Source organism: Lactococcus garvieae subsp. garvieae, assembly GCF_029024465.1.
Classification (GTDB): Bacteria; Bacillota; Bacilli; order Lactobacillales; family Streptococcaceae; genus Lactococcus; species Lactococcus garvieae.
Genome location: NZ_CP118950.1, coordinates 1,361,882 through 1,388,711 on the forward strand (window position 1 = coordinate 1,361,882; position 26,830 = coordinate 1,388,711).

Sequence of the window (26,830 nt, forward strand, 5' to 3'; positions counted from 1 at the left end):
TAATGAAAAAGATTTTAGTGTTGCATACCGGGGGGACCATTTCTATGGCGGAAGACGCCAGTGGTCGCGTAGCGCCAAATGCGGTCAACCCTATGAATTCGGTAGATATGCACCTTGATTCGATTCACATGGTCGCTGAAGATATTTTTAACCTTCCTAGCCCGCACATCACCCCAAAAGAAATGCTCTTGATTAAAAAACGCATCAACAGAGCCTTCGACCAAGAAGAATTTGACGGTGTTGTCATTACTCACGGCACGGATACACTGGAAGAAACAGCCTTCTTTTTGGATTCAACAATTCCGCGTGGCATGCCCATTGTCCTGACAGGCGCCATGCGCTCTAGCAATGAATTAGGGACAGATGGTATCTATAATTTCCTCAGCGCACTTCGTGTTGCTGCCGATGATGCCTCTCGTGATCGCGGTGTCCTTGTAGTGATGAATGACGAAATTCATTCAGCACGATATGTAACAAAAACACATACGACCAACGTTTCGACTTTCCAAACACCAACACATGGACCAGTTGGCTTAGCCACAAAGCACAAACTCTTCTATTTCCATACCGATGGTGAAAATCAACATCTTGATATTTCTTCTGTTAAAGGAAAAGTTCCGATTGTTAAAGCTTATGCTGGAATGACAGGTGAAGTCTTTGACTTATTTGACTTAAGTAGTTTAGATGGCCTTGTTATTGAAGCGCTGGGGGCAGGCAATCTTCCCCCTACAGCCGCACAAAAATTAATGAATATCATCAAGCTTGGCATTCCTGTAGTACTCGTTTCCCGCTGTTTCAATGGTATAGCGGAACCAGTTTATGCCTATGAGGGTGGTGGCTCTAAGCTGGCAGAGGCTGGGGTGATGTTTGCACCTGAAGTAAATTCTCAAAAAGCACGTATCAAACTGTTGATTGGCCTGAATGGTGGCTTGGAAGGTGACAGACTTAAGACGTTTGTCGAAAATTAAAAAAAACAGACGAGACAAATCCTCGTCTGTTTTTTATTACTCCAAGTTCCAAAATATTTGGGTTAATGAGCAATCATTTCTTGTGCTATTTCTTGTGGTGATAAGTCACTTGGATAAAATGTTGGCCAATTCTCGAGCTCCTCAAGTACTTTTTCCTGACTCTCTGAACCATAAAAAATATGGAAATGTGCTGCCTTCATTGGTGCAATCGCATGGTCACTAAACTGAACATATTTTAACTCACCTGCATTATTATCCTCTGTTTCAAAAAGATACCGCACTCCCCGATTACCTTTTTCGTAAGTTAAAATTTTATACCCCTTGTACTTATAGTGATATTTATGTTTTACATTATTTTTAGTAAAGGTCATTGTATTGTTATCAATCAAAATATTACTCACGTCACTCTTATATCCCTGTTCATAGTATTTCTTATATGCAGAAGGCGACTTGTCTCCCTTAATTTTTGATTTATAATCAAACACTTGATCTAAAGTTCCATTTTGTAGCAAAGGATACACCGACTGCCAATTTCCAGCGTAGTCAGTCAACGACCGATCTTTAACATCAGTATCCGAAAAATATCCATTTTCTACATTTTTTTCACTTTCAGAGGAGAGCTCTGCTTTTATTTCCTTGCCTTTAACAGAAGTGGTTTTCTTAAGGGATTCCAAATTCTCCTCCATTATAGAGATATAGTTTTCTCCCTCTTCAATTTGTTTTGCTGTAAGACTTTCTAATGGATTTAGGACGGCCATTTTTACATTGGCTTCGTTTGCTAAAGTTTTTGCGAATTTATTGTTTGAATTGTTCTCAAAATAAATATATTCTATACCATTATTCTCTACATATTTTTTTAATTCTGCTAAACGTGCAGCAGAGGGCTCTTGATCCGGATTAAGTCCTGATATTGGAATTTGATTTAAACCATAGTCTAGAGCTAAATAACGAAAAGCTGCGTGCTGTGTTACAAAGCTTTTCTGACTTGCATTTTGTAACTCCGAACTAAATTTTTCATCCAATTTTTTTAACTTACTCAGATATGTTGAAGAATTAGTTCCGAATACCTGAGCTTTTTGGGGATATAATTTTTTCAGTTGCTTCTCAATTGCTTCAACTTCCTTTATTGCCATTTTAGGAGATAACCATGTATGCGGGTCATAATCATGATGATGCCCCTCTTCCCCATGATTGTGCTCGTGCTCTTCTTCTGTTCCAGGGAGTAAAAGGAGACCCTGAGTGCCTTCAATAATTTTTGGATTATCTTTCTTCCATGAAGCTTTAGATTTATTGACCCATGTTTCCATATTTTCATTATGGTACACAAAGACATCTGAGTTGCGAATTGTTGTCATATCTTTTGCTGAGGGCTCATAATCATGTGGCTCAGACCCTGCCGGAACCAGCAGTTTAACATCGCCTTCATCTCCCACAATATTCTTTGTAAATTCATAGACTGGATAAAAGCTTGTAACAATGGACAATTTATCACTGTTTGAATTTGTTGTGTTTTTATTTTGAGCAGTGTGACAAGCGGTGAGCAAGCTTAATGATGCGATGCCTAATAAAACTACTCCTATTTTTTTCTTATGATTAAACTCTCTTTTTTTCTTTTCCTTATAAAATATTACCACCTATATTCTCCTCGTATAATATATTTTATGGGTATTTTTCACCCCAATTTTCTAACAATTGTTATCGTTTTACTTGACTATTGTGACGTTTCCCAGAATAATTATTCTTAGGAATGGACTCAAAAGGAATATGCTAACTCTCCTTGTTGCTTCGTCTTCTTCATAAGTCTGCGACCCGAGCTGTATCAAATCTTCCAACTCACTAGCTGTTTCCACCGTGATTACTCTGCTCTTAGTAGCGAGCAGGCGGTAAGTAATCGCTGTGATGGGTATTCTAATAAGCGAGGATGAAGGGATACAGAGTTCTGGGGAATCTCTCAGTAGTCAAGTATAGTTTCCTAATCAAATGAAAGGAGGTCCTTCCAAATGAAATGTTTTGTCGGTTTAGACGTCAGCTCTACCAAACTCGATGTGTGCATCATGTCAAATGACACGGAACTTGGAGTCTTGTACGCTGCTTCACTTACCAATGATATGATTGGTGCTTCTGAAATCAAAGAACAAGTACTCTCACTTAACGAAAAGTATGAATTTAATAGAGTCGTCATTGGCATGGAAGCCACATCCCTCTACAGTTTTCATCCTGCAATGTTCTTCCACGAAGACTCGGAGTTAAAGCAGCTCGGAGTCGAGGTCATGGTGGAACAACCAGCCAAAATAAAGAAATATCGTGAGGCATTCGAAGAAAACAAGAATGATACCCTTGATGCTTTCTACATCGCGGATTACTTCCGCATTGAACGCTTTACAAGATCTTATCTTAAAGAAGAAAAGTATCTGGCACTACAACATCTCACAAGAACTCGACTTCAGCTCGTGGAACAATTAGTACGTACAAAACAACACTTCATTGAAAACATCTACTACAAGTGCAATACGCTCTCTGCGGAATTAAAGAATGAAGAATTGAGTACCTCTGTTTGGTCTGCCACAATTATGACACTCATGACCGAAGATTACACGCTAGATGAACTCGCAAATACTCCTCTTGAAGATTTCACGGAACTCATCCAGAAACTCGGGCGAGGTCGCTTCAAAGCTCCTGAGAAACTTGCAAAAGCAATAAAAGCTGCCATAAAAGGAAGTTACCGCTTATCACTCGTCCAACAAGATTCTGTCAATATTGTACTCAGTCTCCTTGCTCGCGAAATACGGAGTTTAGAGAAGATGATTAAAGAAATTGATCGAGCCATTGAAGACATGGTAGAAATTATCCCTGAATACCAATGTTTGACCAGTGTACCTGGTATTGGAAAGGTATTCGCTGCAGGAATTATCGCTGAAATAGGACAGATTGAACGCTTTAAAGACCATCCTCAAGTCGCTAAATATGCTGGCTTGAATTGGAAAGAAACACAATCTGGCAATACCTCATCTCAAAATACTTCTCTTGCAAAACGAGGCAATCGTTATCTTCGCTATTACTTAGTTGAAGCCGCCAACTCTGTACGAAGACATAACGTGGAATACGCAGAGTTTTACAAGAAAAAGAAAGATGAAGTCCCCAAACATAAACACAAAAGAGCCGTCGTTTTAACCGCAAGAAAACTTGTGCGTCTGGTGGATGTGCTACTACGCAACCACCAACTCTATACGCCACCAAGGAGGTTTATGGAAGATAATTAGTTTTATCTGCACAATTCCTTGTCTAGCCTAGTAAAATTTGCCAAATTTTACTAGATTCTTTCGTGCTGTCTTTTTTCAAGATTTTTACTCAGAATCTAGCAACTTATCATTTGACTTAATACCACTAGACTTATTTTTTAGTTTACTGGTTAAGTATATCTCATTCTTTTTATTATGTCAACCAGTTAACTATTTTTTGAAATTTGTGCTCAAAATAAAACAGCTGAAGGAGCCTTTTCCTTCAGCTGTTTTTTTATAAAAGTTTTTAACAAAGTACTTCTACTACTTTCTATCCCAAATTATCTTGCAACTCCTGCCAGATTTGTTCGTTTTCTTCCAAAGAATATGAGTTGGCGCCGGAAGCTAAAGCGTGTCCGCCTCCATCGTGCTTTTTAGCAATTTCATTGATGGGTACGGTTTTTGAACGCATCCGTACGCGATAGTGTCCGTCTGCTTGTTCAACGAAAATCGCCCATGATTTTACATCGCGAATACTTCCTGGTGTCCCTACGATACTTGAAGTTTCGGAATCTCGTAAATTAAATCTTTCCAAGACTTCTTTACTTAAAAGCACACGTCCTGCACCATTTTCGGAAATTTCAAGATTTTCGTAAACATAGCCTTGCAAACGTGCGACCTTCATATCAAACGAGGTCATTTCTCGCCCTAAAGCTGGACGGTCAAAGTCAAATTCCGCAAGCTTACTTGCCAGATAAAGGGTTTGTGCTGAGGTTGCTGGATAAAGGAAACGTCCCGTATCACCAACAATTCCGCCATAAAGGAGTCGCGCGGCTTCTTCATTCAAAGCTAAATCATGATTCAATGCGAAATCTGTGATAATCTCCGAAGCCGAACTCCGGTCTGGCTCAACCAGACGTAAGTCTCCGTAAGCATCATCATTTGGATGATGGTCTATTTTAATCACATAATCTGCCTGCATCCATCTGTCATCATCAATCCGTGGTGTATTTGCTGTATCACAGACGATACTAAGATAGTTTGTCCCCGGCTCCAGCTCCACTTGATCCATCTCTGCCAAATAAGTAAGCGTTGGTTCATCATACCCTACAGCATAGATTTTCTTTTCCGGAAAATTCGCTCTCAGGATCGCACGCAAACCACACTGAGAACCTAGCGCATCTGGATCGGGATTTTTATGACGATGAATGAGGATGGTATCGTATTCTTTGATTTTTGTAAGTATTTCTTTCATAACTTCTTTCCTTATGTAATTTGTAGATTTACAACTGCTTTGGCGATGATATTGATGACATAATAAATTTCTATATCTACAACCGCGCCTAAACGTGTCTCGTTGATGACTTTGGGATAAATTTCCAAGAGATTATCAATCGCGACCGTGCCCATCACGTTGAGATTCATTGACTCTAGGATAACATTTCTGCGCCGTCTTTTGTCAAGCGTTCTTTGAACCACGATGGCCACGATTTCACTCAAGGCAGCACTGGAAATATTTCCGACATTGTTGACCATGAGCGGCTCAACCATGACGGTATAAGCAGAACCTTTTTCACTGATCTTACTGGACATATCTTCACTAAAGGTATGTGTCACTTGGCTTTCTTCTTGACTTCTTTGAAGACTTTCTAGCACTTCAGACTTGGTCACCACCCCAGCATAGGTATAGTCCTTATTCACGATCGGCATGATGTCGTAACCTTCATGAATCATTTTTTGAGAAATGCTTGCAACCGTCATTTTTTGCTTGGCAACAGCGGGATAGTTCATCAGTTTGTTTATCTGCGTGTCCAGACTTTTATGGGCAATATCGCGCATACTGACAACGCCAACCACCACGCGATGTGGATTGACTACTACAAAACGACTTAAATTTGTCCGCTTCATCAGTTCCATGAAGTCTTTTACCGTATCTTCTTCACGTAATGCAGGGCGGTGGTCGTGGGAAATTTCAGCTACTGTGATGATATCTTTCTTTATCAATTCATTTGCTAAGGCGTGGCTAATACGATTTGCAACTGTAAAGGTGTCGTATGTCGCACGCATGAGCGGAATCCCCATCTCATTTGCATAATCAATAACATCCTGATCAACATCGAAACCACCTGTAACGAGCACAGCACTTTGACCATGCAGGGCCATACTCTGAATATCCTTACGGTCACCTACAATCATCAAACTGTTTTTCATTAAAAACTTTTTCACACTTTCCGGCTGCATGGCACCGATGGAAAATCGACTAAATTCAACCTCAAGTCCAGCATGTCCCCCCAAGATCTCTGCACTGGCAATTTCAGCAATTTTTCCAAAAGTCAACTTATGGTTACGTTTCTGTCCTTTCACTGATACTCGAACAGTACCTGATCGGTCATTAACCGCAACCAACCCTCGATTTTCTGCTTCTTTAATGGCACGATAAGCTGTGCCATCTGCCACCTTCAAGCGATTAGCGATACTACGGACACTGACTTGCTTGCCAATGTCAAGTTTTTCTATATAAGTAAGAATTTCTTCGTGTTTAGACATGAGATACTCCTAAGACTTGATTTCCTTTTTTGATGACATACTCCTCGAAAACAGAGATGCGCCCCTTATTATATTGTGTACTGCCTTTAAAACGGCCAATGCGCTTATAGCCCACTTTTTGAGCCACCTGTATCGAGCTGAAATTTTCCCGATCACAATGAAGCACAAGTTGTTTCAGCCCAATCTTTCTAAGACCAACTTCAGTTAAGGAAGCAAGCGCCTCTGTCATCAGGCCTTGATTCCAATATTTTTTGTGAAGCACGTAGGATAACTCTGCTGTGCCTTTTTGCTCAATTAGCTTTGAAAACTGAATCAAACCAATCATTTTTTGCTCTGCTTTTAGTTCGATTGCCCATTTACCTAAAGGCTCTTTCATGAAATGATTTGCAATGACAAATCTGGTATGTGTGAGATTCGGATGGGGATTAAAGACAAATCGAAGATTGCTTGAATCAGAGCTGTACTCAAACATGTCTGCTGCGTCAGACATGACAAAAGGACGAAGCCAAAGTCTGCTGGTTTCAATCTTTTGATGTTCTGCAAGTTTTACATTGATGTTCATTTCACTGTTCCAGATTCTGATTTTTAATAAGCCTATTATATCACGTTACTTCTACTATCTGTGATATAATTTCATTACTATGAATTATAGACGGATAAATCTCAAATTAGAGCACCCGCTTGCCTTTTGGTCTGCTTTCCCTGACCCTAGTGAGCGTTTTTTTTGGTACGATAGCCAAAAGCAAACGTTGATCATTGCCAGTCAACGCTTGCAAGCTGTGCAAGAACAAGATATCGCAAACTATCCTTACGTTTTCTATAGCCAAAGTTTTTTTGATGAAGTAAAGGATGAGCTATGGCAAGATTTTGGAAACGAGATTGTCGCTTTTAAGCATTACTTTGTGCAAACACCTACAGAGTCTTATGCCTTGTCCTGTGAATCTCTTCCAGAAATTAGGGACGAAAAAGGAAGTAAACTGTCCCACAGCTATACAGAAGAAGCTTCGGATTATCAAGAGTGGCAAAGTCTTTACCAAAAGTTACAGGAGAATATTGCGCGTGGCAAAACAATCAAGATCGTCGCTTCTCGTCAAATTAAATTTACGAGTGAGCAGACTTTTAAGATTGAGCCAGTCCTTGAGCGACTGATAGAAAATAACCCTGCAGCATTTATTTTTGCTTACCATAAGTCTGGCAAAACCTTTCTTGGTGCTTCACCTGAAATTTTGGTTCAGAAAGAAGGTAATCATATCCTGAGCTATGCTTTAGCTGGAACCTTTCCACGCTCCCTCGCTCAGGGCGATACCCGCTTACTTAAAGACCCTAAAAATCTTCATGAACACCAGATTGTTGTCCAAAAGATTAAGAACAAGATGTTGGAGAAATCACCCCAAGTTCAGATAGGAGAAACGGGGATAATGGCTCTGAAGAATGTGTATCATCTTCGTACACTCTTATCGACGATTGACACCTCCAATTCTCTAATCGACTGGGCCAAGCACCTTCATCCTACACCCGCACTGGGCGGACAGCCTAGTAAAGCGGCACTGGATTTCCTCCGTGTCAATGAAAAACACGAACGCGGACTTTATGCGGCACCTTTAGGGTTGATCGATGCTCAAGGAGATGGAACCCTCATTGTTGCTATTCGTTCCGCACTATTTGATGGTAAAACCTGCTACGCTTATGCCGGTTGTGGCATTGTTTCCGCTTCAGACTGTCAAGCCGAATTTGATGAAACAAAGATAAAATTAAAAACAATACTCGAGGCACTTTAAAAATGAACAATGAATATTTAGCACCACTTGTTGATGAATTTTTCAATCTAGGCGTACGTGAAGCTGTATTTAGCCCGGGGTCACGTTCAACTGCTCTTGCCATGCTTTTTGAAGAGTACGGCAAATATGACACTTACGTCAACATTGATGAACGCTCAGCTGCCTTTTTTGCCCTTGGTATAGCGAAAGCTCAACAACGTCCAGTGGTTCTTATCTGTACTTCTGGTTCTGCTGCTGCTCACTATCTCCCCGCCATTACTGAAGCGAAACACAGTCGTGTCCCTCTCATTATTTTGACCGCGGATCGGCCCAATGACTTGCAATTTGTGGGCGCTGCACAAACCGTGAACCAGGCGGATTACTTTGGTAAATTTGTTAACCATTATGAAGAGTTAGCTCACCCCAATGCTCATAATTTCTGGACTTATCCACGTAAGGTCGCACAACGTGCCTATATGGCATCTACTCATACTCCTGCTGCTGCCGTGCAAATAAATGTGCCTATCAGTGAGCCTTTGATTCCAGAACTGAACTCGGAACATTACCAAAAAGGCCGCGCGCCTTTCTCTCTCAGTCAAGGGAAAATGCAGCCGCAGTTTGTTCCTGAGTTAAGTGGCAATGTGCTCATTCTCGCAGGACCCGATAGTAACTCGGATTATCAAAAAGCACTTTTAGACCTTTCAGAAAAGATTCAGGCACCTATTTTAGCGGATCCTTTGTCTAATTTGCGTAATTTTAGTCATCCCAATATTATTGATGCTTATGACGCTTTTCTCACACAGCCAGAGATCCTCAGCACACTTAAAGTTGACTGTTTCCTTCAGTTTGGTCAAATCCCTGTATCGAAACGCGTTTTACAATTAATTGCTCACAATTCTCAGGCAGAATATATCCAAGTCGATCCGGCGCTTGAATACCGCAACCCGAGTCAAACTACGACACAGGTTATCCAAGCTGATGTGGCACTTTTTTGCGCAGCAGCTCAACCTTCAACTGCTGGTAAAACAGCACTCAAGCAGTGGCAAAACTATCAGCATATCATGCGCCAAAAACTCGATACAGTTAAAGATGAGACTGCACCTTTTGAAGGGCGTTATGTTCAAAGTCTGCAAAACATGCTCCCTGAGCATGCACAACTTCTTATTTCTAACTCAATGGCCATACGCGATGTGGATTACTTTTGGCGCAGTCGCAAAGCCAATGTTCGTCTTTTAGGGAATCGTGGCACGAATGGTATTGACGGACAAGAATCAACTGCCTTAGGTATCGCTACAGGCGGACAGCCAACGGTCCTCTTGACCGGTGATCTCTCCATGCTTCACGATATCAATGGCTTAATCGTAGGTAAAACGCATCAGCTCAACTTAACCATCGTCCTTTTCAACAATGATGGTGGCGGAATTTTCCACCATCTGGCACAAAAGGGGCAACCGCATTTTGACTATCTGTTCTCAACGCCACACGGTTTGGATTTTGGTGGTTTAGCCCAGTTGGTGGGCTTGGATTATCATCTCGTGGAAGATTATCAAGACTTTGAAAAACAATTCAGTCAAAGCTTTACTCGAAAAGGTATTCATCTGTTGGAAATTAAAACGGACAAGGACGTGAGCTTAGACTTGCACAAAAAATATACGACTTATGCTATTTGAAGATAAATACATCCAGATTGATTTACTTCACTTTCATGTCAGGATACACGGTCAGGGCGAGCCAGTTTTAGCCTTACATGGTTTTAGCCAGTCTGCTGCGACTTGGGAAAATTTAGATATACCTGGCTACCAAATCTTTGCTTTAGATCTTGTGGGACATGGAAAGTCTAGCAAACCGGAACAACTTGAGCCTTACACTTTGGAAAGCATTTGTGAACAGCTTAGGCAAATCATACAAAGCCTCTTTCAAGAAAAAAGTTATAGCTTACTGGGTTATTCCATGGGCGGTCGGATTGCACTGCAATTTGCACTCAACTTTCCCGAGCAGCCCATCGAACAACTCATTATCGAATCCGCTGCCCCTGGCATAGCTGACATTAAACAACGTGAAAAACGTCTACAAGCTGATCTTCGCTTGGCTGAACACATCGAGAAAAATGGTGCTGTCTGGTTCGCCAATTATTGGGGGGCGCTCCCAATCTTCCAAAGTCAGCAAAACCTTCCTCAGGAAGAGCAACATAAAATCTGGTCCAGCCGCGCACAAAATGCGCCTCATGCTCTGGCCCAAACTTTACGTGCTACAGGGCAAGGAAAGCTTCCAGACATCTCAGAGAAACTCCAAGATTTAAAGCTGCCACTCCTTTATATCACGGGTGCTCTGGATCAAAAATATAAACAAATTGCTGAACAAATCGGTACTTATTCAAAATCGCAAAGCCTGATTGTGGAAGACGCAGGGCATAATGTGCATCTTGAACTGCCGCAGCATTTTAATTTAATCTTAAAGACACATTTGCATGACTCAGCCATGCTATAATGAATAAATAAACAAAAAAAGGAGACAAACTATGTCAAAATATAACTGGCTTGCTTTAGACCGCAAGTACGAAGATGTCATTTACGAAACTTATAACGGTATTGCAAAAATTACGATCAATCGTCCTGAAGTACGTAATGCATTTCGCCCTAAAACAGTGGTGGAACTTATTGATGCCTTTACTGTAGCGCGTGACGACACTTCGATTGGTGTCATTGTTTTGACAGGTGCTAATCATGGTCAAGGCGAAGACAAGGAAGCTTTCTGTTCTGGCGGCGACCAAAAAGTACGTGGAGACGGTGGTTATGTTGGTGAAGATCAAATTCCTCGTCTTAACGTTTTAGACTTGCAACACTTGATCCGTATCACACCAAAACCTGTTATTGCGATGGTCAATGGTTTTGCTATCGGTGGCGGACACGTTCTCCACATCGTTTGTGATTTAACGATTGCTTCTGAAAATGCTAAGTTTGGTCAAACAGGACCACGTGTAGGTTCTTTTGATGCCGGTTATGGTGCAGGCCTCTTGGCTGCTATGGTTGGCCAAAAGAAAGCACGTGAAATCTGGTTCCTCTGCCGTCAATATACTGCGCAAGAAGCAATGGATATGGGCATGGTAAACACTGTGGTACCTTTTGATCAACTTGAAGAGGAAACAGTTAAATGGGCCGAAGAAATGCTTGCCTTGTCACCAATGGCACTTCGTATGCTTAAAGGCTCAATGAATGCGGCAACTGATGGACTTGCTGGCTTGCAACAATTTGCTGGTGATGCAACGCTCATGTACTACCTCAGTGACGAAGCCAAGGAAGGGCGCGATGCTTTCAAAGAAAAACGCAAACCTGACTTTGACCAATTTCCTAAATTCCCATAAGCCATGAAATGGTTAAAAGAACAGGCTGAAAAATCGCCAAATAAACTTTTCTTAAATCAGCTGACTTTTAAAGAAGTCTACGATAAAACTGTTCAGACAGCCCAACATTTAAACAAAGAAACAGCTAGGCACAACCGCCTAGCTCTTCTTTCAGAAAATTCGCCAGAAATGGCCATTGTGCTCTTTGCGCTATTGGCTTTGGATAAGGAAGTCCTCCTGCTCAATACGCATCTTACAGCCAATGAAATCCAAGAGCAACTGACTGAACTCGATGTGGCACTGCTGATTGCTTCGGATCAGCAAACCTACCCGGCAGACTTGTCTTTTTCTGACATCCATTCTTTAGAAACCCGTACAGCTGTGCTCAATTGGCAGCCAGCGCCAGAGAAAATTGCTGTGATTATGAACACCAGTGCAACAACTGGAAAGTTCAAATCTGTGCCTATCACTTGGAAAATGCTTACGGCACATGTTGCTGCTTCTGCAGCAACCATGGGCGTCCTTCCCGAGGACAACTGGCTTGTGGTCCTCCCCATGTTTCATGTCAGTGGTCTCTCCATTATCATGCGCAGTCTCTATAATGCCACTCAGGCCACCATACGTGCTTCTTTCGATGAGGAAGAGTTGATCAAACTAATGAATAACAGCTCGGTAAATATGGTTTCTATGGTACCGACCATGCTTAAACGTGTTCATGATAAAATTGCTGCCGAAAGTTTACGTGTCCTCTTATTAGGGGGCGAATTTATTCCGCAACCTTTGATACAGGCATGTTTTGCACAAGGCTTACCTGTCTACAAGACTTACGGGATGACTGAAACTTTTTCCCAATCTGTCACCTTCAACATTTTGGAACATCCGGACAAGCTGACTTCTGTCGGTCAAGCACTTCCTGGCGTAGAGATTGAAATTTTAAATCCTGATACCACTCAGGCGGGCGAAATACATCTAAAATCGCCAATGCTCATGAAAGGCTATCTTAATCAAGAGGATATTCAACTTTTCAACACAGGTGATATTGGCTATCTTGATGAAGACAATTTCCTTTACATTCTCAATCGCCGTAAAGACATCATCATCTCAGGCGGAGAAAATATTTATCCCAAAGAGATTGAGGATTTACTCTATAGCTTAGAGGGTGTTGTCGAATGTGCGCTTGTCCCACAAGAAGATGAAACTTGGGGCCAAGTGCCACTTCTTTTCTACGCAGGTAGGCCTGATGCCCAAGAAATTACAAACTTTTTGAGCCAGCGTCTGGCCAAGTATAAACTTCCGCGCCAGATTATCAAAATGAACGCCCTCCCCAAAAATGCCTCAGGCAAAATCCTTAGGAAAAATTTAAAAAATGAAGCTTAAATCTATCAGTTTGAATCACGTCCAACTCCCGATGAAGTTTAACTTCAAGACAGCCAAAGGTGAGCTGAAACTGCGGGACACCATCATTATCATTGCTGAAGACGAAAACGGCCAGCGTGGATATGGCGAATGCGTAAGCTTTACTACACCTTTCTACACGCAAGAAACTTTTGAAAGCTCATGGAAATCCTTAGCGCAGACTTACATTCCAAAAGTAATGACGACACACTTTACACATCCCTTTGACATTCACCAATTTTTTGAGCAGCCCTTGCCGATGGCAATGGCAGGTTTGGAAAATGCCTTGGTGGATCTTTATTACAAATCCAAGGATGAAAATACAATCGCTGCCCTTTTTCCTGAGCCCTTAGCAGACACTTTATCCCGTGGTGCCGTCTTGGGAGATGTTCCTTTTGAACAGCTTCCTAGAAAAATCGATGAATTAGTCGCTCAAGGTGTGGAAAGAATAAAGCTTAAAATTAAACCCGCAGATGGTTTTGAGCGCGTCCAATACGCCGTCAAGCATTATCCTCACCTCCAATGGGCTGTTGATGCCAACCGTTCTTATACGCTTGAAAATATTGAAGCATTGACAAAGCTCGATCAATTTGGTCTTGTCTGCATTGAGGAACCTTTTGCTACCGATACTCTCGAAGACTATAAAAACATTCTTCCGCAGCTTTCAACACCTCTCTGTTTTGACGAAAATATCCAAAGTTGGAGTGATTTACAGGCCCTTTCTCAACTTAAGGGAAAGACCATGCACAATATCAAAATTGGCCGCTTAGGTGGACTTTATCAAACAAAAGAAGCCATCGCCTTTTGCCGGAAAAATAACATCTCTTTCTGGATTGGCAGCATGGTCGAAAGTGGTATTTCCAAGATATTGCATACACAACTGGCCACTTTAAGCGACAATGCCATGCCCGGGGATTTATCAGATTCGTCCTATTATTTTCCTGAAGATTTGATCTTGCCAGAGATTAAATTTATTGAAGGCAAGATGAAGAGACCACGTGGCAAGGGCTTGGGTGTGGCTATCAATCAGACAGCACTTGAGCATTACACTGTGAAAAAGGAGATTTTTACATGACTTTGATTGAACAACTGGGTATTCAAAAGCTAACTTTAACCCCAACAGGTTTTACTGCTCAAATGCCCTTAGAGGCCTTTCACGCGCAACCTCAAGGTTTCTTAAATGGTGGCGCAACGCTGGCCTTTGCTGAGGTTGCTGCTGGTATGGCAAGTAATCTCTTGCTTGACGATAAACATTTTGCTGTCGGCCAAGCGGTCAATGGCAATCATTTGAACCCAACTAAAGCAGCTGGAATGCTCTTTGCGCAGGGACTTCTTCTGCACAAAGGTGGGCGCACCCATGTTTGGGAGATGAAGTTTACAGATGCGCAAGAGATTTTAGTGGCACAAGTCACCGTAACGAACGCTATTGTGGAAAAAAGATATGGATAAAGACAACTTAGTATTTACAGAATTGGTGGATATAAATGAAGCCGAACTTGCGGATATCAATCAATTGATTATTGACACGTGGGCTTATCAAGAGTGGAATAAACAAGAACATGTCTTGCCTATGGCTGACTTTTTTCTTGAAACAATCCTCTTGACCTCTACAAAGATTTTTGTCGCTAAAGATAAAGGAAAAATTATCGGTATTGTCGCTGCCGCCCTCACTCCTGATCTGCTTCCTAAAAGTCGGATAAGGTACCGCCAACTTGAAGCTCTGAGTTTAATAATCAACCAAGGGAAACCCGAAACCGTTTTTGACTTTTACTTGGAAACCCTAAAGCTCAATGAGGAACTCATACAGCAAAACAAGCAAACATTTGATGCTGCCTTAAACCTTTTAATCTTAAATGAGCACTATAAAGGCTTAGGTCTTGGCAGCAAACTCTATCAACTTTTCCTTGATTACTTGAAGGAAAATAAGGCAAAAACCTTCTTCCTCCTGACAGACAGCTATTCAAATTATCCTTTTTACGAGAAAAAAGGCTTAAAAAGAATCGCATCACGGCGCTTCTCCTGGAGTAATGATGGGGAAGTTTCCGAGGAGGATGTTGAGGAATATTATGTTTATGCGGGGCGAGTGAGTTGATCCGTTTGATAATCTTATTAGTAAAAGTTATAATAATATATTCTTCTTAAGTTTTAGGTATTCTAGTACGTTGTATTAGTCAAGATAAGAAATTATATTTTGAGTCAAATTGTTTCACTGTATCAATGTGCATCATATTGACTTGAAAATAGAACTTCTAATTTAATATTTGGATAAACTAAAGAGTACCGTATTTTATTTCAAGCGTTGATATTAAATAATATAATTTCTCTATTATAATATTATAAAACAGAAAGAAACTCATTCTAAGATACATTAAAACTCATATAATATTATATGAGTTTTAATGTACTTTTTTCAAAAAAATTAATAAAAATCATTTCATAAGTTGTCAAAATTTTGATTCGTTTATGGTCTATAGAATATTTTGAAATACAATGATAGAGATAATTAAACTTTATTTTCAATGTTCTAACTCAAAAATTTTTAGTAGCTCAACAGATGAAGGGCTATTATCATAGTTTGTATCCATAATATCAGACATAAAATCCCACCATTTTTTATTCACTACTGTTTTTGAAGTTTTCAACCATCTCTCTTCATCCTCAATTTCTAAATAAGCATATAATGCACATGTAGAAGGATCAAGAAAAATTGAATAAGAAATTACGCCGTGAATTTTTAACATCTCAACCATCTCCGGCCAAATTTCATCATGCCTCTTTTGATATTCTTTTTCACATCCTTTTAAAAGTTGCATTTTCACCGCTTTTTTTATCATTCTATTCCTCTTAAATATCTAAATACCCTTCATGTGGGGTTACACCAAAAGCATCTGCAAGACGTTGAAGATTTGGAGCTATACTATAAAAGTAGACACAAATATGTGTGTTATAATCTGTCTAAGAAGACACAAAAATGAAAGGACTTTTATGTCAGGCTTTAAACGTTACGACGAGGAATTCAAACAATCTCTCGTCAACCTCTATCAAACAGGTAAAACTCAATCCGAACTCTGTAGAGACTATGGCGTCTCCGTCTCTGCTCTTGCAAAATGGATTAAGCAGTACTCTCAAGTTCGTCTTGAAGATAATACGGTGTTGACTGCCAAACAGATTCAAGAATTACAAAAAAGGAATGCACAACTTGAGGAAGAAAATCTGATCTTAAAAAAAGCGAGTGCCATATTCATGCAAAACTCCAAGTGAGATTAAAAGCAGTCTATAGACTCCGATTTGAACACACGACAGTTATGCTCTGTCGTGTTTTACATGTCAATCGTTCCACCTACTATAACTTCATTAACAAGAAGCCTTCGAAGCGTGAAATAGAAAATCAACGCTTGAGAAAATTACTCCTTGAGATTTATATGAAAGCTAAGAAAAGAATTGGAACGAGAGCTTTTAAAATCATTCTTCTGCGTGATTATGGCGTTAATATTTCTGAAGGCCGTATCTTACGACTTCTCAAGTCTATGACACTCCCTAAAATGTCGACCATTAAACCTCGGGTTAAATCAAAACACTCTCCTGCATTTTCTTCTGATAATCTCCTTAAACAAGAATTTAATCCGAAGTCCCCGAATCAAGTTTGGACAACTGATTTCACTTATATTTCTATAGGACCTAAGCGTCACGTTTATCTCTGCGCCATTCTTGACCTCTACTCTAGAAAATGCATCGCTTGGAAAGTAAGTGATAAGATTGATGCTAAACTTGCTTGTGACACCCTAGAGATGGCTATAAATAAGAGAAAACCTAAGGAACCAATTATTTTTCATTCAGATCAAGGGAGTCAATTTAAATCAGCTTCCTTTAGAAAAATATTAGATGAGCATCAGTTACTTGCTTCTTACTCTAAACCTGGGTATCCTTATGATAATGCCGTAACTGAGGTCTTTTTCAAGTACCTTAAACAAAGAGAAATTAATCGAAGAACTTATCACACCATTCAAGAGGTTCAACTCTCTTGCTTTGAATACATCGAACAATTCTACAACAACTATAATCCTCATTCTGCCAACAATGGTTTAACTCCAAATCAGAAGGAAGAAAAATATTTTAAGAAAATATAGCTCATTTTATGTCCAATTATTTGACATTAGTCCAATTTTCATCTTCTAGAGTCTGTCTAACTCCTCCCTGTGCTTGAACATAGGTGTAGACTTGTGCAGCCTTTTCTGCCGTTTCAATCAAGCCAAATGTCTCATCCATATCACGACCTGCGCCATAGATACCATGCTGTGGCCAGACGACTAGACGGGTTTCTTTCATTTTACTTGCTGTCGCTTCCCCAATTTCATTTGATCCTGGGATAAGCCACGGGATAATAGATAGACCTTCAGGAAAAACAACTAGACATTCTGTACACATCTGCCATAAAGTTCTTGTAAAAGTACGTTCATTCAGTTCATGTGTAAATGTCATTGCCAAAAGATGCGTCGCATGATTGTGCATGATAATCCGGTTTTCAGGGTCAACTTCTAGCCGTGCAATATGACTCATGAAATGGCTAGGTAACTCGCTTGTAGGAAGAGCATCATTCTCGAGTCCCCAGAGTAATTCTACTGTATTACCTGAGTCAGATATACGGATAATTCCCATATTTTCTGCAGGAAAGTCTTGAATATTTTTAAAATATTTTCCAGATCCTGTCACGGCAAAATAACGACCCGCTAATTTGCTAGCATCAAACTTTATCGGAATTTCACGTATCACTTGTGCTACGTCTAGAAAAGGGGTAATCCAATCCTCATCTAGCAAGTAAGAAATATTCCCACCATTACGTTCATCCCAACCTAATCGATAAAGATTCGCACTTGTTTTCATTACTTCTTGCACAAAAGGTGCTGTTAAAATATCTAACTTTTTCACTTTTCTCTCCTATTATTTACGTTTCATCAAGACTTCTTCTTCGTAATTGCGAACCTCTTCTAACCAGTCTAAACCAACAGGTACACCATTTTGCTCACAGAAGTAATTCCAGACATCGGCATAAGGAAAATCTTTCAACTCTTCTGTGTAGGCCGTACGTTTAGTAAAATCAAATTCAAGCTCCATCTCTTTCAAATCTTGAATGGGTTCAAGCATGGCTTTGAGCATGGCTTTTTGTGTATTACGCGTGCCGATAACCCAAGCCGCAATACGATTAATCGTTGCATCAAAAAAGTCTAAGCCGATATTTGTGCGAGATAAAAGATCATTGCGAACAAGCTCTTTTGCGATATCTTGGAGTTCATCATCCATAAGAACAACGTGGTCTGAGTCCCAACGCACGGGCCGTGAGACATGAAGCATAATCCCTTTAGAAAAGAGGGCAAGCGAAGAAAGTTTATTTGAAATTACTTCTGTTGGATGAAAATGACCAGCATCAAGACAAATAAGCTTATTGCGCGTGAGGCCGTAGCCCATATAAAACTCATGCGAGCCTACAGTGTAAGCCTCTGCACCGAGTCCAAATAATTTACTTTCGACGGCTTCCATTGTGTATTCTTCGTCTAATTTTTCTTCAAAAATTTCATCTAAAGCTTCCATCATGCGTTTACGTGGTGTGTAACGGTCTATAGGATTATCTTTCATTCCATCGGGCATCCAGAAATTATTAATACATGTTTGACCTGTTTCTTTCCCCATGTATTCCGCAATTTTACGACTGCGTTTGCCATGTTCAATCCAGTAATCACGTACTTCTTTATCGGGATGAGAAAGGGTCATACCATCTTTCATCATTGGATGAGAGAAATGAGTAGGATTGAAATCTAGGCCAATACCTTGTTTTTTTGCCCATTCCACCCATTTTTTAAAATGCTTTGGTTCAATTTGATTCAAATCAACTTCTTCATCTGTATCGAGATAAATAGCATGAAGATTAAGCTTGTGTTTACCAGGGATGAGAGAGTAAGCTTTCTCCAAATCCTGACGAAGTTCATCTGGTGTATGTGCTGCCCCAGGATAGTCCCCCGTAGACATGATTCCTCCTGTGAGTTCTCCTTGAGGCGTTAGAAACCCTTTCACATCATCTCCCTGCCAACAATGTATCGAAATTTTCACATCTGCCATCTTCTTTATGGCCTCGTCTGTATTTACACCTATAGCGGCATATCTTTTTTTTGCTTCTTCGTAACGTTTTTTTACTTCTGACATTTTGTTTTCCATTTATCCTCTCGTCATTTTTTTATATTTCTCAACTGCTTCATACTCTTTTCGAGTATGTTGCGGTTGAAATAGCTTAAGTACAGAACTATTCCGAATATCTTCACGCGCAGCTGCAAGATTATTATAGCCTTCTGTCGCTATCATCTGTACCATTAAATTCCCTACAGCAGTTGCTTCGCCTGGGCCTGCCTCAACAGTAAGGTTGCAAGTATTAGCTGTGATTTGGTTAAGGAGGGAATTATTTGACCCCCCTCCAACTATATGCTAAGTGGAAGCTGTCATCAAAAGCTCAATGGTAAAGAAATAATTTTAAATAAGGGCGACCTCATTCTTCTAGATCCCAACTGCCGTCATTCCATAAAAGCACTTGGGCAAAATGATATTTTAATTAATATTATCTTTCCTCATAAATCCTTTGATATTAACTGGATAAATAATTTAGGCCTAGAAAATAACACCTTATTCAATTTTCTTATGAATGAGTTGTCCACACATTCTAAGGGAAACTACATCAAGTTTGAGACCAGCTGTAATGAGAACGTCGAAGTTATTATTCATCAATTGATCAATAAGTTTTATACGGGCAGCTATTTCTCAAATGAGATCATGAAATTCATGATACCCATCTTGTTTATGGAACTTATTGGTAATACACCTTATGAGTTGAACCACCCGCAAAAAGACCGAGCTGAAAATCATATTATTGCAAAAACACTTCAACTCATTTCAGAGGAATACTTTGAAATTACACTGGAGCAGTTAGCCAACCGACTGCATTATAATAAAAACTACCTGTCCAACTTAATCAAGAAAAAGACTGGCCATACTTTCACAGAACATTTGGTCGATGAACGTATGAAACGAGCACTTCTTTTCATTCAAACAAGCAGCGATTCCATTAGTGACATTTGTGAGCAAGTCGGTATAAATAACAAGTCATACTTCTACCGTTTGTTTAAAGAGCATTATGGTCATCTTCCCACCTATTACAGAAAATAAGAATTCAAAAAGCTTATATCACCAGATATAAGCTTTTTTGGGAAAATTTTTCATTATTTACTTTAGGAGATTATTTTTCGTGAACTGATCTATAAGCGCTCATAAACTTCTCAGCATTTGATTTAACAGCAGCAAAATCACCCGTTAAGGCCGGTGCTGTCACACCACCTCCTGCACTTACAGCAGTCGCTCCGACTTTAAACCACTCTGCCACATTTGATTCATTAACACCACCAGATGGCATCACATTGATGTAAGGGAATGGGCCTTTGAGGTCCTTAATCATCGCAGCTCCTGCAATATCTCCTGGGAAAAGCTTGATGAGTTCTGATCCATATTCCATCGCTGTCTGTGCTTCTAATGGGGTCATCACTCCTGGAATATAAGGGATTTGATATAGGTTACAGATTTTAGCAACTTCTTTATTAAAAGTTGGACTCACAATAAATTGAGCACCGGCAATAATTGCCAAACGTGCTGAAGTTGGTTCTAAAACTGTACCCGCACCAATCACGACGTCTGTATCAGCATATCTTGCCACAAGATCGGCAATGACATCATTTGCACGCGGCACTGAGTAAGTCAGCTCAATACTTTTAATCCCACCGTCTACAACTGCTTCTACTATTTTGACGGCATCTTCGGCACTATCTGCGCGTACCACTGAAACAACGCCCGACTTAATCACCTTTTCCAATAATTCTGCTCTTTGCATTATAAATCTCCTTGATAATTCCGACTCTTATAAAAGTCCATAAGTTCCTGACGTGTCGGATAACCTTCACTATCCCCTGCACTTTGAACTGCCAAAGCCCCAATAGCACACGCTCTATGCACTGCTACTTTCAAGCTCTTTCCTTCGAGCAAAGCTGACTCTAAACCAACAGCAAAGCCATCTCCTGCGCCCACTGTATCTATTACATTGGTAACTTTAAACCCAGGAACTGTATAGGCTTGTCCAGATTTTATCTTAACATAAGCACCTTCTGATCCTAGCTTCACCACAACGCTTGTCGTTAAATCACTTTGCTTTAAATAAAAATCAGCAATTTCTTCTGGGTCACTTGAACCCATAAGAATCTTTCCTTCATTGATACCTGGAAGGATAATCTGACTCTTTTTAGCTAATTCATTAAGTGTGGAGATCATTTCCTCTTGATTTTTCCAGAGCGCTGGACGAAGATTAGGATCAAAGACAGTCAAGACTTTATTTTCATTGAGTTTATCATTAAAAGCTTTAAAGGTTTGAAGAGCTGTGTCAGATAGGGCTGCAAATATTCCTGAAAGATGTGCCACTTGAACATCTTTCAAAGCAGACATATCGATATCTTCTAACTTCAAATTAGAAGCGGCTGAATTTTTTCTGAAATAAGATGTAGCAGGATCGCCCTTGCTGACACACTGCTTTAGATAAACGCCTGTCAGGAGGTTTTCATCATAAATTAAATTACGCGTATCAAGACCAGCCTCTTGCGCAGCTTCAGCAATAAAACGTCCAAATGTATCTGAGCCGACTTTTGAAATATAGCCGACACTGTGTTCAAGACGATTTATACCAAGTGCAACATTAAATTCTGCGCCTGCCAGATATTTCTTAAAATGTACTGCTTCATCTAAGCTAACATCCACATCTTGTGAGGCCATCACGACCAGAGGCTCACCTATTGTTATAAATTTTGGCATAATTCTTTCTCCAAGGTTCAGCTCTTTATTTTATGGTTGCTTACCAATGTAGGCTAAGATTCCGCCATCTACATAGAGAATATGACCGTTGACAAAGTCAGAAGCCTTCGACGCCAAGAAGACTGCTGGACCTTCAAGATCATCTGCTTCCCCCCAACGCTCTGCTGGCGTTTTAGCAATGATAAAAGAATCAAAAGGATGACGTGAACCATCTTCTTGTAACTCACGTAAAGGCGCTGTTTGTGGTGTCGCAATGTAGCCTGGGCCAATACCGTTACATTGGATATTATATTTGCCATACTCAGAAGCAATATTCTTCGTCAGCATTTTCAATCCACCTTTAGCAGCTGCATAGGCTGAAACTGTTTCACGCCCAAGCTCTGACATCATTGAACAGATGTTGATAATTTTACCGCCACCTTTTTTCATCATACCCGGAATAACAGCTTTAGAAACGATAAATGGTCCGTTCAAATCAATATCAATCACTTGACGGAAATCTGCGGCTGACATTTCAATCATCGGTGTACGTTTGATAATACCGGCATTGTTAACCAAGATATCAATGATGCCCACTTCCTTTTCAATTTGCTCAACCATTGCATTAATTCCTGCTTCATCTGTCACATCACAAACATATCCATGCGCTGTAATGCCTGCTTCTTGATAAGCTGCCATGCCACGATCAACTGCTTCTTGGTTGATGTCATTAAATACAATTGTTGCTCCAGCTTTAGCGTAGCTTGATGCTAGGGCAAAGCCGATACCGTAAGTCGCTCCTGTGACAAGGGCGATTTTCCCTTCGAGTGAAAAGGTCTTTAAAATATTCTCAGTCATAATTTTCTCTTTCTTTTTCGTTTATTTTTTATTATTTAAGTTCATTCATTGGAACGATATCCATATCGTCATAAGTGATATTCTCACCACACATTGCCCAGATATCAAAGGAGTAATTACTTGTGGCCACACCTGTATGAATCGACCAACTTGGGCTGATTGCCGCTTGTTCATTTTGGAGTACCAAGTGTTTTGTTTCAGCTGGTTTGCCCATGAAGTGGAAAATCGCATTGTCTTCTGGTAGCTCAAAGTAAAGGTAAGCTTCCATACGACGTTCATGTGTATGACATGGCATTGTGTTCCAAGCAGAGCCTGGTGCGAGAGAGGTTAAGCCCATTTGAAGTTGGCATGATTCGACTTGGTTTGGATGAACGTATTGGTTGATTTTACGTTTGTTCATGTGCTCATCATCCCCAGGTGTCAAGGGGTTAATGTTTGCTAAAGCAATTTTTTTATTCGGATATTTTTGGTGCGCTGGAGCAGAAGCTACATAAAATTTAGCAGGATTTTTAGGATCTTTTGATTTAAAGATAACTTCCTTTGTACCCTTGCCGATATAGTAGCCATCACGATGAAGCACTTCATCTTCTTGACCTTCGATAATGATACTTCCATCCCCACCGATATTGATAATGCCAAGTTCACGGCGTTCTAAGAAGTACTCCACACCAAGTACCTTGTCTAAGACGATTTCCAAAGGTTCTTCTGTCGGCTCAACTCCGCCAAAAATCAAGCGGTCATTGTGCGAATAAACCAAATGTATAAAGTTAGGTTCGAAGATGGTTTCTACTGCAAATTCTTCGCGTAGCTCTTGCGTTGTAAATTGCGCAATATCCTTGGGTGAGTGTGTGTAACGGGTATCCATTGTTTGATTGTTCATCTGATGCTCCTTTTTTATTTGTCTGTTATAAAATTGATGAACCGATTTACTAAACCGATTTACTAACATCTATTGTATTCGCTTTCAGTTGTTTTGTCAAGTATAAAAAATAAAAAAATACCAAAGGATGTTTTTCCCTTGGTATTTTTATAGTGAATGTCTGATTTTTAGATCGGAGTCCACAACTGTAAGTTCTGCTTTTTGTGCCTTGGCTTCGATATTTTTGACCAAAAGATCCGCAGCTGTGTAACCTATCTTTACGGGATCCTGAACGATAGCAGTCAGTCCTGGGCTAATAAGTTCGCCCAGAGCTCCGTCATCATAACCAACCACTCCCACTTGTTCTGGCACAGCAATTTGCTTATCTTTTAGGATTTTAATAGCTCCATAAAGAAGACCGCCATTGAAAGCATAGAGGACTGTCTTTTTATCGTCTCTACAGAAAGGCTCGATCTTTTCCCAAAGCATTGGATCACTTGTAAAGAGATCTTTAACCTCTTCAGTAAATACTTCTTCCAGTTCAATTTCTGTCTCTTTTATTGCTTCGGTAATTCCTTCATAGCGTTTTAGACGGGTTGAAGAATTCTGCATTGGCGGAGTTAAGATGACAATTCTTTGATATCCTTCTTTGACAATCTTTTCAGCCAATACTTTGGATTGCTCAGCGTTATCAGAGATAACAGCTGGCCAAATAAGGGGGTGAAGGTAACGGTCGACTTGGACTAAAGGCAAGTCTGAATCAATCGTCTTGTAATCGGCCGCTGCAGCTTTCAGAGGTTGAAGAATAATGCCGTCAACTTTCTCGTCTAATAATTTTTCAATATTGTATTGTTCATACTCTTCATCCAGGTCCGAGTTCATGATAAGCGTATGGTACTTAGTATTTTGCAATCTTTCCATCATCCCTTTTAATAAACGTGAGGTATAAAGGTTGGAAATGTCGGTCACTAAAATCCCGATGAGTGAAGAATAACTGGACTTTAAAGCACGCGCTTGACGATTCGGACGATAGTCGAGTTCTTCAATTTTATCTTGAATCCGTTGCCGTGTCTCTTCTGACATCCCTGCAAATTTACCATTTAAAAAATTGGATATGGTTGATTTTGATACCCCAGTTAATTTTGCGATATCGTTGATCGTTACTTTTTTAGTCATATGCCCTTATTATACGATACTTTGAAAAAAATAATAAGAAAAAAGTTATTTTTCACTTGTCGTGCGCCATTTTGAATCTTGCTCTGCTGTCATTGCTCCAGTGATCAGACTTATCAAGCGGTGCTGGCCGGGCTCAATCTTTCCCTGAAGACAAGGAAAAATACTCCGTGGATACAGCACATTGGTATTCACTTCTGGCCGAACAATGTCTGCATCGTCATAGCCTTTAAGCGCTCTGATACTACTTCTCCCCAATGGCGTGTCTATTTGAGCAAATTTATGATCAGAAAAAGTTGAGCTAGCCTCAATCGTTGTGGAAAAACCCCCTTCTGCCACAAAAAGTACTTTTTCCGTTTGGATATCGTGGATACGCAGATGCGCTTGACCTAAAGGGATAATGGTACTTTTGATGTGGACACCTGGCATTGGCGACCAGTAATGCACCACACGATCTTCAACGATTTCAAAGGCATCGTCCTGAGCATGTGCTCGAAAATATAGCCCATCTTCACTCAACGCTAAAGTGTTATCAAAGGCACCTTCGGCGTAAAAATAAGCGCCCTTGGGTACACTAAAACCAAACTGCGTCGAATAAACAAACTTGCCATATTTGGCTGGTGCATGACTCTGATTTTCGATAAACTGCCCAGCTGGATAAAACATAACCTGCTCCGAATGGGCGCTGTGCTCAATCAAGGCGCGCATTTCTTTAGAAGCCATCCGCTGACGCGACAGGTGCGGCAATTGTTTTTCGGCTTTCCAGAAGGGGTGTTGACGGTCAACTGCTAAGAGTAAAAATACCTTAAACGCCCAGTAAGGCGAGCCTGCTGCGTTATAGTTTTCGGCCATATTGAGATTGGGATAGGCATAACCAACATTTAAGATACCACTAGCTGTAAAAATTGCTTCACGAAACCAGGCTTGCATATGAGTTGAAAAGAGCGCTTTAACCTTTGCCCAAGGCAAGGCTTCCAAATCCGCAAAAACTAAGGCTGACCAAAAAGCGCCCTGTGCAAAACGATATGTCAAACTTCGTCCAAAAGGCACCGCTCGTCCTTTGCGGTCAAACCAATACTGGTAATCCTGTGCAAATAAAGTTGCTCTTTCCCTAATCTTTTTAAGCCGTTCAGCATCTTCATGAGTATCTAAAAATTTTGAAATGAGCAAGCTATAGTAATGAAAGGCCCAAGGAATATAATAATCCACCTGACTTTCCTTACCGTCATAATACCAGCCCTTCCCTTGATAGCAACTATCAATGAAGGCGAACTCTTGATCGATTATTTCTTGAGAATAAGGCATCTCCAAGTTTTTCATGGTGACATTGACCAGAATACGGAAAAAACGCCAGTTATTTTTCGGGATTTTGCGTTCATTGATTTGGAGGAGCCAGCGGGCTATATTTTCTTTTTCTTGCGCACTAAAGTCTTGCCAGATGGTCTCCTTATTGAGCAGCAAACAGGTCGCTAAAGCTGCCATTTCGACAAATTTTTGGTCGTAGTTGGCAAGCTTGCCAAAATAATGCTTGCTTGTAGGATCTGTTCCCGCAACAAAGGAAGCATGAATTTCTTCTTTGAGGAAAACATCTTCATTTTGATAAAGATAAGGTCCAATCGCCCAGACCAAACGGCTAAAGGTTTCCATCTGACTTGTCTCCTCATCATAGATAGCACCGTGACTGTTTCCTAAGTCGATATGACCAGAACCATTCATTTTTTCTTTGAGCGGTTCAAGCATAAGTTTGAAACCATGTATGACCTCTTCATACGAGTCCCATTTTAAAGCTTTTAATTTCTTTTCTAGCATTTTATCTCTTTTCTGATGAAAATATCCCAAGACTTCGC

Annotated in this window: 25 protein-coding genes and 2 pseudogenes; 13 read left to right on the top strand and 14 right to left on the bottom strand. The window is 40.3% G+C overall.

Annotation, left to right across the window (positions count from 1 at the left end):
• The first annotated feature begins 2 nt into the window (after positions 1-2).
• Positions 3-968 carry an asparaginase gene (locus tag PYW30_RS06735; RefSeq protein WP_019299485.1) on the top strand — a complete coding sequence of 322 codons (966 nt, stop codon included), beginning with the start codon at positions 3-5 and terminating at the stop codon, positions 966-968.
• Between the two features lie 62 nt (positions 969-1,030).
• On the opposite strand, the gene PYW30_RS06740 is transcribed toward PYW30_RS06735, so the two are convergent.
• Positions 1,031-2,602, bottom strand: a complete 1,572-nt coding sequence (locus PYW30_RS06740) for a zinc ABC transporter substrate-binding protein AdcA (RefSeq protein WP_042219212.1) — start codon at positions 2,600-2,602, stop codon at positions 1,031-1,033.
• Between the two features lie 366 nt (positions 2,603-2,968).
• On the opposite strand from PYW30_RS06740, the gene PYW30_RS06745 reads away from it, so the two are divergent.
• Positions 2,969-4,228 (top strand): IS110 family RNA-guided transposase, encoded by a 1,260-nt coding sequence (locus PYW30_RS06745; protein ID WP_042219922.1) that lies wholly within the window; start codon positions 2,969-2,971, stop codon positions 4,226-4,228.
• A 289-nt stretch (positions 4,229-4,517) separates the two neighbouring features.
• On the opposite strand, the gene PYW30_RS06750 is transcribed toward PYW30_RS06745, so the two are convergent.
• Genes PYW30_RS06750 through PYW30_RS06760 form a run of 3 tightly spaced genes read right to left on the bottom strand, consistent with a single transcriptional unit; the run spans position 4,518 to position 7,295 of the window.
• Positions 4,518-5,441, bottom strand: coding sequence for a DHH family phosphoesterase (locus PYW30_RS06750; RefSeq protein ID WP_042219713.1), 924 nt, complete (start codon positions 5,439-5,441; stop codon positions 4,518-4,520).
• 11 nt (positions 5,442-5,452) lie between these two features.
• Positions 5,453-6,733 (bottom strand): DRTGG domain-containing protein, encoded by a 1,281-nt coding sequence (locus PYW30_RS06755; RefSeq protein ID WP_042219716.1) that lies wholly within the window; start codon positions 6,731-6,733, stop codon positions 5,453-5,455.
• Positions 6,726-7,295 carry a GNAT family N-acetyltransferase gene (locus PYW30_RS06760; protein WP_042219718.1) on the bottom strand — a complete coding sequence of 190 codons (570 nt, stop codon included), beginning with the start codon at positions 7,293-7,295 and terminating at the stop codon, positions 6,726-6,728. The genes PYW30_RS06755 and PYW30_RS06760 overlap by 8 nt, the downstream gene beginning before the upstream one ends.
• A 79-nt stretch (positions 7,296-7,374) precedes the next feature.
• Here PYW30_RS06760 and PYW30_RS06765 point away from each other — a divergent pair, with 79 nt between their 5' ends.
• From PYW30_RS06765 to PYW30_RS06800, 8 genes are read left to right on the top strand one after another with little or no spacing between them, the layout of a single operon-like run.
• Positions 7,375-8,511 carry an isochorismate synthase gene (locus tag PYW30_RS06765; protein ID WP_042219720.1) on the top strand — a complete coding sequence of 379 codons (1,137 nt, stop codon included), beginning with the start codon at positions 7,375-7,377 and terminating at the stop codon, positions 8,509-8,511.
• A gap of 2 nt (positions 8,512-8,513) precedes the next feature.
• Positions 8,514-10,160: a 2-succinyl-5-enolpyruvyl-6-hydroxy-3-cyclohexene-1-carboxylic-acid synthase gene (menD, locus tag PYW30_RS06770; protein WP_042219723.1), complete on the top strand. Its 1,647-nt coding sequence runs from the start codon at positions 8,514-8,516 to the stop codon at positions 10,158-10,160.
• Positions 10,150-10,977: a 2-succinyl-6-hydroxy-2,4-cyclohexadiene-1-carboxylate synthase gene (menH, locus tag PYW30_RS06775; protein ID WP_042219725.1), complete on the top strand. Its 828-nt coding sequence runs from the start codon at positions 10,150-10,152 to the stop codon at positions 10,975-10,977. The genes menD and menH overlap by 11 nt, the downstream gene beginning before the upstream one ends.
• Before the next feature lie 31 nt (positions 10,978-11,008).
• Positions 11,009-11,851 (top strand): 1,4-dihydroxy-2-naphthoyl-CoA synthase, encoded by an 843-nt coding sequence (menB, locus tag PYW30_RS06780; protein WP_019291846.1) that lies wholly within the window; start codon positions 11,009-11,011, stop codon positions 11,849-11,851.
• A gap of 3 nt (positions 11,852-11,854) precedes the next feature.
• Positions 11,855-13,207, top strand: coding sequence for an o-succinylbenzoate--CoA ligase (gene menE / locus PYW30_RS06785; RefSeq protein ID WP_042219728.1), 1,353 nt, complete (start codon positions 11,855-11,857; stop codon positions 13,205-13,207).
• Positions 13,197-14,300 (top strand): o-succinylbenzoate synthase, encoded by a 1,104-nt coding sequence (gene menC, locus PYW30_RS06790; protein ID WP_042219729.1) that lies wholly within the window; start codon positions 13,197-13,199, stop codon positions 14,298-14,300. Before menE ends, menC begins: the two co-directional genes overlap by 11 nt.
• A complete protein-coding gene (locus PYW30_RS06795) occupies positions 14,297-14,674 on the top strand; it encodes a PaaI family thioesterase (protein WP_023889176.1) in 378 nt (125 codons plus the stop codon). The genes menC and PYW30_RS06795 overlap by 4 nt, the downstream gene beginning before the upstream one ends.
• Positions 14,667-15,317: a GNAT family N-acetyltransferase gene (locus PYW30_RS06800; protein ID WP_023889177.1), complete on the top strand. Its 651-nt coding sequence runs from the start codon at positions 14,667-14,669 to the stop codon at positions 15,315-15,317. The genes PYW30_RS06795 and PYW30_RS06800 overlap by 8 nt, the downstream gene beginning before the upstream one ends.
• Positions 15,318-15,741: 424 nt before the next feature.
• Here PYW30_RS06800 and rhaM read toward each other — a convergent pair whose 3' ends face one another.
• Positions 15,742-16,059, bottom strand: coding sequence for an L-rhamnose mutarotase (rhaM, locus tag PYW30_RS06805; protein ID WP_023889178.1), 318 nt, complete (start codon positions 16,057-16,059; stop codon positions 15,742-15,744).
• 151 nt (positions 16,060-16,210) lie between these two features.
• Between rhaM and PYW30_RS06810 the strand changes: the two are divergent.
• A pseudogene (locus PYW30_RS06810) lies at positions 16,211-17,401 on the top strand (IS3 family transposase).
• Here PYW30_RS06810 and rhaD read toward each other — a convergent pair.
• Genes rhaD through PYW30_RS06825 form a run of 3 tightly spaced genes read right to left on the bottom strand, consistent with a single transcriptional unit; the run spans position 17,369 to position 19,693 of the window.
• Entirely contained in the window at positions 17,369-18,151 is a 783-nt protein-coding gene (gene rhaD / locus PYW30_RS06815; RefSeq protein WP_096822730.1) for a rhamnulose-1-phosphate aldolase, read from the bottom strand. The pseudogene PYW30_RS06810 and the gene rhaD overlap by 33 nt on opposite strands.
• Before the next feature lie 12 nt (positions 18,152-18,163).
• The gene (gene rhaA / locus PYW30_RS06820) at positions 18,164-19,420 is read right to left on the bottom strand and encodes an L-rhamnose isomerase (RefSeq protein ID WP_042219764.1); all 1,257 of its coding nucleotides are present in this window, start codon (positions 19,418-19,420) and stop codon (positions 18,164-18,166) included.
• 12 nt (positions 19,421-19,432) lie between these two features.
• On the bottom strand, positions 19,433-19,693 hold the full coding sequence (locus PYW30_RS06825) for an FGGY-family carbohydrate kinase (RefSeq protein WP_255204109.1): 261 nt from the start codon (positions 19,691-19,693) through the stop codon (positions 19,433-19,435).
• Between PYW30_RS06825 and PYW30_RS10710 the strand changes: the two are divergent.
• Both PYW30_RS10710 and PYW30_RS06830 read left to right on the top strand, forming a co-directional pair.
• Positions 19,694-19,756: pseudogene (locus PYW30_RS10710) on the top strand (hypothetical protein); the annotation flags it as partial. It lies immediately after the preceding gene.
• Positions 19,757-19,906: 150 nt separating this feature from the next.
• Positions 19,907-20,431 (top strand): helix-turn-helix transcriptional regulator, encoded by a 525-nt coding sequence (locus tag PYW30_RS06830; protein WP_232254553.1) that lies wholly within the window; start codon positions 19,907-19,909, stop codon positions 20,429-20,431.
• A gap of 70 nt (positions 20,432-20,501) precedes the next feature.
• Here the strand turns inward: PYW30_RS06830 and PYW30_RS06835 are convergent, their stop codons facing one another.
• The 6 genes from PYW30_RS06835 to PYW30_RS06860 form a co-directional block, all read right to left on the bottom strand.
• A complete protein-coding gene (locus PYW30_RS06835; RefSeq protein ID WP_023889189.1) occupies positions 20,502-21,146 on the bottom strand; it encodes a bifunctional 4-hydroxy-2-oxoglutarate aldolase/2-dehydro-3-deoxy-phosphogluconate aldolase in 645 nt (214 codons plus the stop codon).
• Entirely contained in the window at positions 21,146-22,114 is a 969-nt protein-coding gene (locus tag PYW30_RS06840; protein WP_042219752.1) for a sugar kinase, read from the bottom strand. Before PYW30_RS06840 ends, PYW30_RS06835 begins: the two co-directional genes overlap by 1 nt.
• A 30-nt stretch (positions 22,115-22,144) precedes the next feature.
• Positions 22,145-22,951, bottom strand: coding sequence for a gluconate 5-dehydrogenase (locus PYW30_RS06845; RefSeq protein ID WP_023889191.1), 807 nt, complete (start codon positions 22,949-22,951; stop codon positions 22,145-22,147).
• Between the two features lie 31 nt (positions 22,952-22,982).
• A complete protein-coding gene (gene kduI / locus PYW30_RS06850; protein ID WP_042219756.1) occupies positions 22,983-23,831 on the bottom strand; it encodes a 5-dehydro-4-deoxy-D-glucuronate isomerase in 849 nt (282 codons plus the stop codon).
• 147 nt (positions 23,832-23,978) lie between these two features.
• Positions 23,979-24,986, bottom strand: a complete 1,008-nt coding sequence (locus PYW30_RS06855; RefSeq protein WP_023889193.1) for a LacI family DNA-binding transcriptional regulator — start codon at positions 24,984-24,986, stop codon at positions 23,979-23,981.
• A 45-nt stretch (positions 24,987-25,031) separates the two neighbouring features.
• Positions 25,032-26,792 (bottom strand): DUF2264 domain-containing protein, encoded by a 1,761-nt coding sequence (locus PYW30_RS06860; protein WP_042219759.1) that lies wholly within the window; start codon positions 26,790-26,792, stop codon positions 25,032-25,034.
• Between the last annotated feature and the right edge of the window lie 38 nt (positions 26,793-26,830).

Excerpts from the sequence above, each read along its gene's own strand:
- PYW30_RS06735 (WP_019299485.1), top strand. The coding sequence starts at position 3 with ATGAAAAAGATTTTAGTGTTGCATACCGGGGGGACCATTTCTATGGCG.
- PYW30_RS06745 (WP_042219922.1), top strand. The coding sequence starts at position 2,969 with ATGAAATGTTTTGTCGGTTTAGACGTCAGCTCTACCAAACTCGATGTG.
- PYW30_RS06750 (WP_042219713.1), bottom strand. The coding sequence starts at position 5,441 with ATGAAAGAAATACTTACAAAAATCAAAGAATACGATACCATCCTCATT.
- PYW30_RS06755 (WP_042219716.1), bottom strand. The coding sequence starts at position 6,733 with ATGTCTAAACACGAAGAAATTCTTACTTATATAGAAAAACTTGACATT.
- PYW30_RS06760 (WP_042219718.1), bottom strand. The coding sequence starts at position 7,295 with ATGAACATCAATGTAAAACTTGCAGAACATCAAAAGATTGAAACCAGC.
- PYW30_RS06765 (WP_042219720.1), top strand. The coding sequence starts at position 7,375 with ATGAATTATAGACGGATAAATCTCAAATTAGAGCACCCGCTTGCCTTT.
- menD (WP_042219723.1), top strand. The coding sequence starts at position 8,514 with ATGAACAATGAATATTTAGCACCACTTGTTGATGAATTTTTCAATCTA.
- menH (WP_042219725.1), top strand. The coding sequence starts at position 10,150 with ATGCTATTTGAAGATAAATACATCCAGATTGATTTACTTCACTTTCAT.
- menB (WP_019291846.1), top strand. The coding sequence starts at position 11,009 with ATGTCAAAATATAACTGGCTTGCTTTAGACCGCAAGTACGAAGATGTC.
- menE (WP_042219728.1), top strand. The coding sequence starts at position 11,855 with ATGAAATGGTTAAAAGAACAGGCTGAAAAATCGCCAAATAAACTTTTC.
- menC (WP_042219729.1), top strand. The coding sequence starts at position 13,197 with ATGAAGCTTAAATCTATCAGTTTGAATCACGTCCAACTCCCGATGAAG.
- PYW30_RS06795 (WP_023889176.1), top strand. The coding sequence starts at position 14,297 with ATGACTTTGATTGAACAACTGGGTATTCAAAAGCTAACTTTAACCCCA.
- PYW30_RS06800 (WP_023889177.1), top strand. The coding sequence starts at position 14,667 with ATGGATAAAGACAACTTAGTATTTACAGAATTGGTGGATATAAATGAA.
- rhaM (WP_023889178.1), bottom strand. The coding sequence starts at position 16,059 with ATGATAAAAAAAGCGGTGAAAATGCAACTTTTAAAAGGATGTGAAAAA.
- rhaA (WP_042219764.1), bottom strand. The coding sequence starts at position 19,420 with ATGTCAGAAGTAAAAAAACGTTACGAAGAAGCAAAAAAAAGATATGCC.
- PYW30_RS06830 (WP_232254553.1), top strand. The coding sequence starts at position 19,907 with ATGAATGAGTTGTCCACACATTCTAAGGGAAACTACATCAAGTTTGAG.
- PYW30_RS06835 (WP_023889189.1), bottom strand. The coding sequence starts at position 21,146 with ATGCAAAGAGCAGAATTATTGGAAAAGGTGATTAAGTCGGGCGTTGTT.
- PYW30_RS06840 (WP_042219752.1), bottom strand. The coding sequence starts at position 22,114 with ATGCCAAAATTTATAACAATAGGTGAGCCTCTGGTCGTGATGGCCTCA.
- PYW30_RS06845 (WP_023889191.1), bottom strand. The coding sequence starts at position 22,951 with ATGACTGAGAATATTTTAAAGACCTTTTCACTCGAAGGGAAAATCGCC.
- kduI (WP_042219756.1), bottom strand. The coding sequence starts at position 23,831 with ATGAACAATCAAACAATGGATACCCGTTACACACACTCACCCAAGGAT.
- PYW30_RS06855 (WP_023889193.1), bottom strand. The coding sequence starts at position 24,986 with ATGACTAAAAAAGTAACGATCAACGATATCGCAAAATTAACTGGGGTA.
- PYW30_RS06860 (WP_042219759.1), bottom strand. The coding sequence starts at position 26,792 with ATGCTAGAAAAGAAATTAAAAGCTTTAAAATGGGACTCGTATGAAGAG.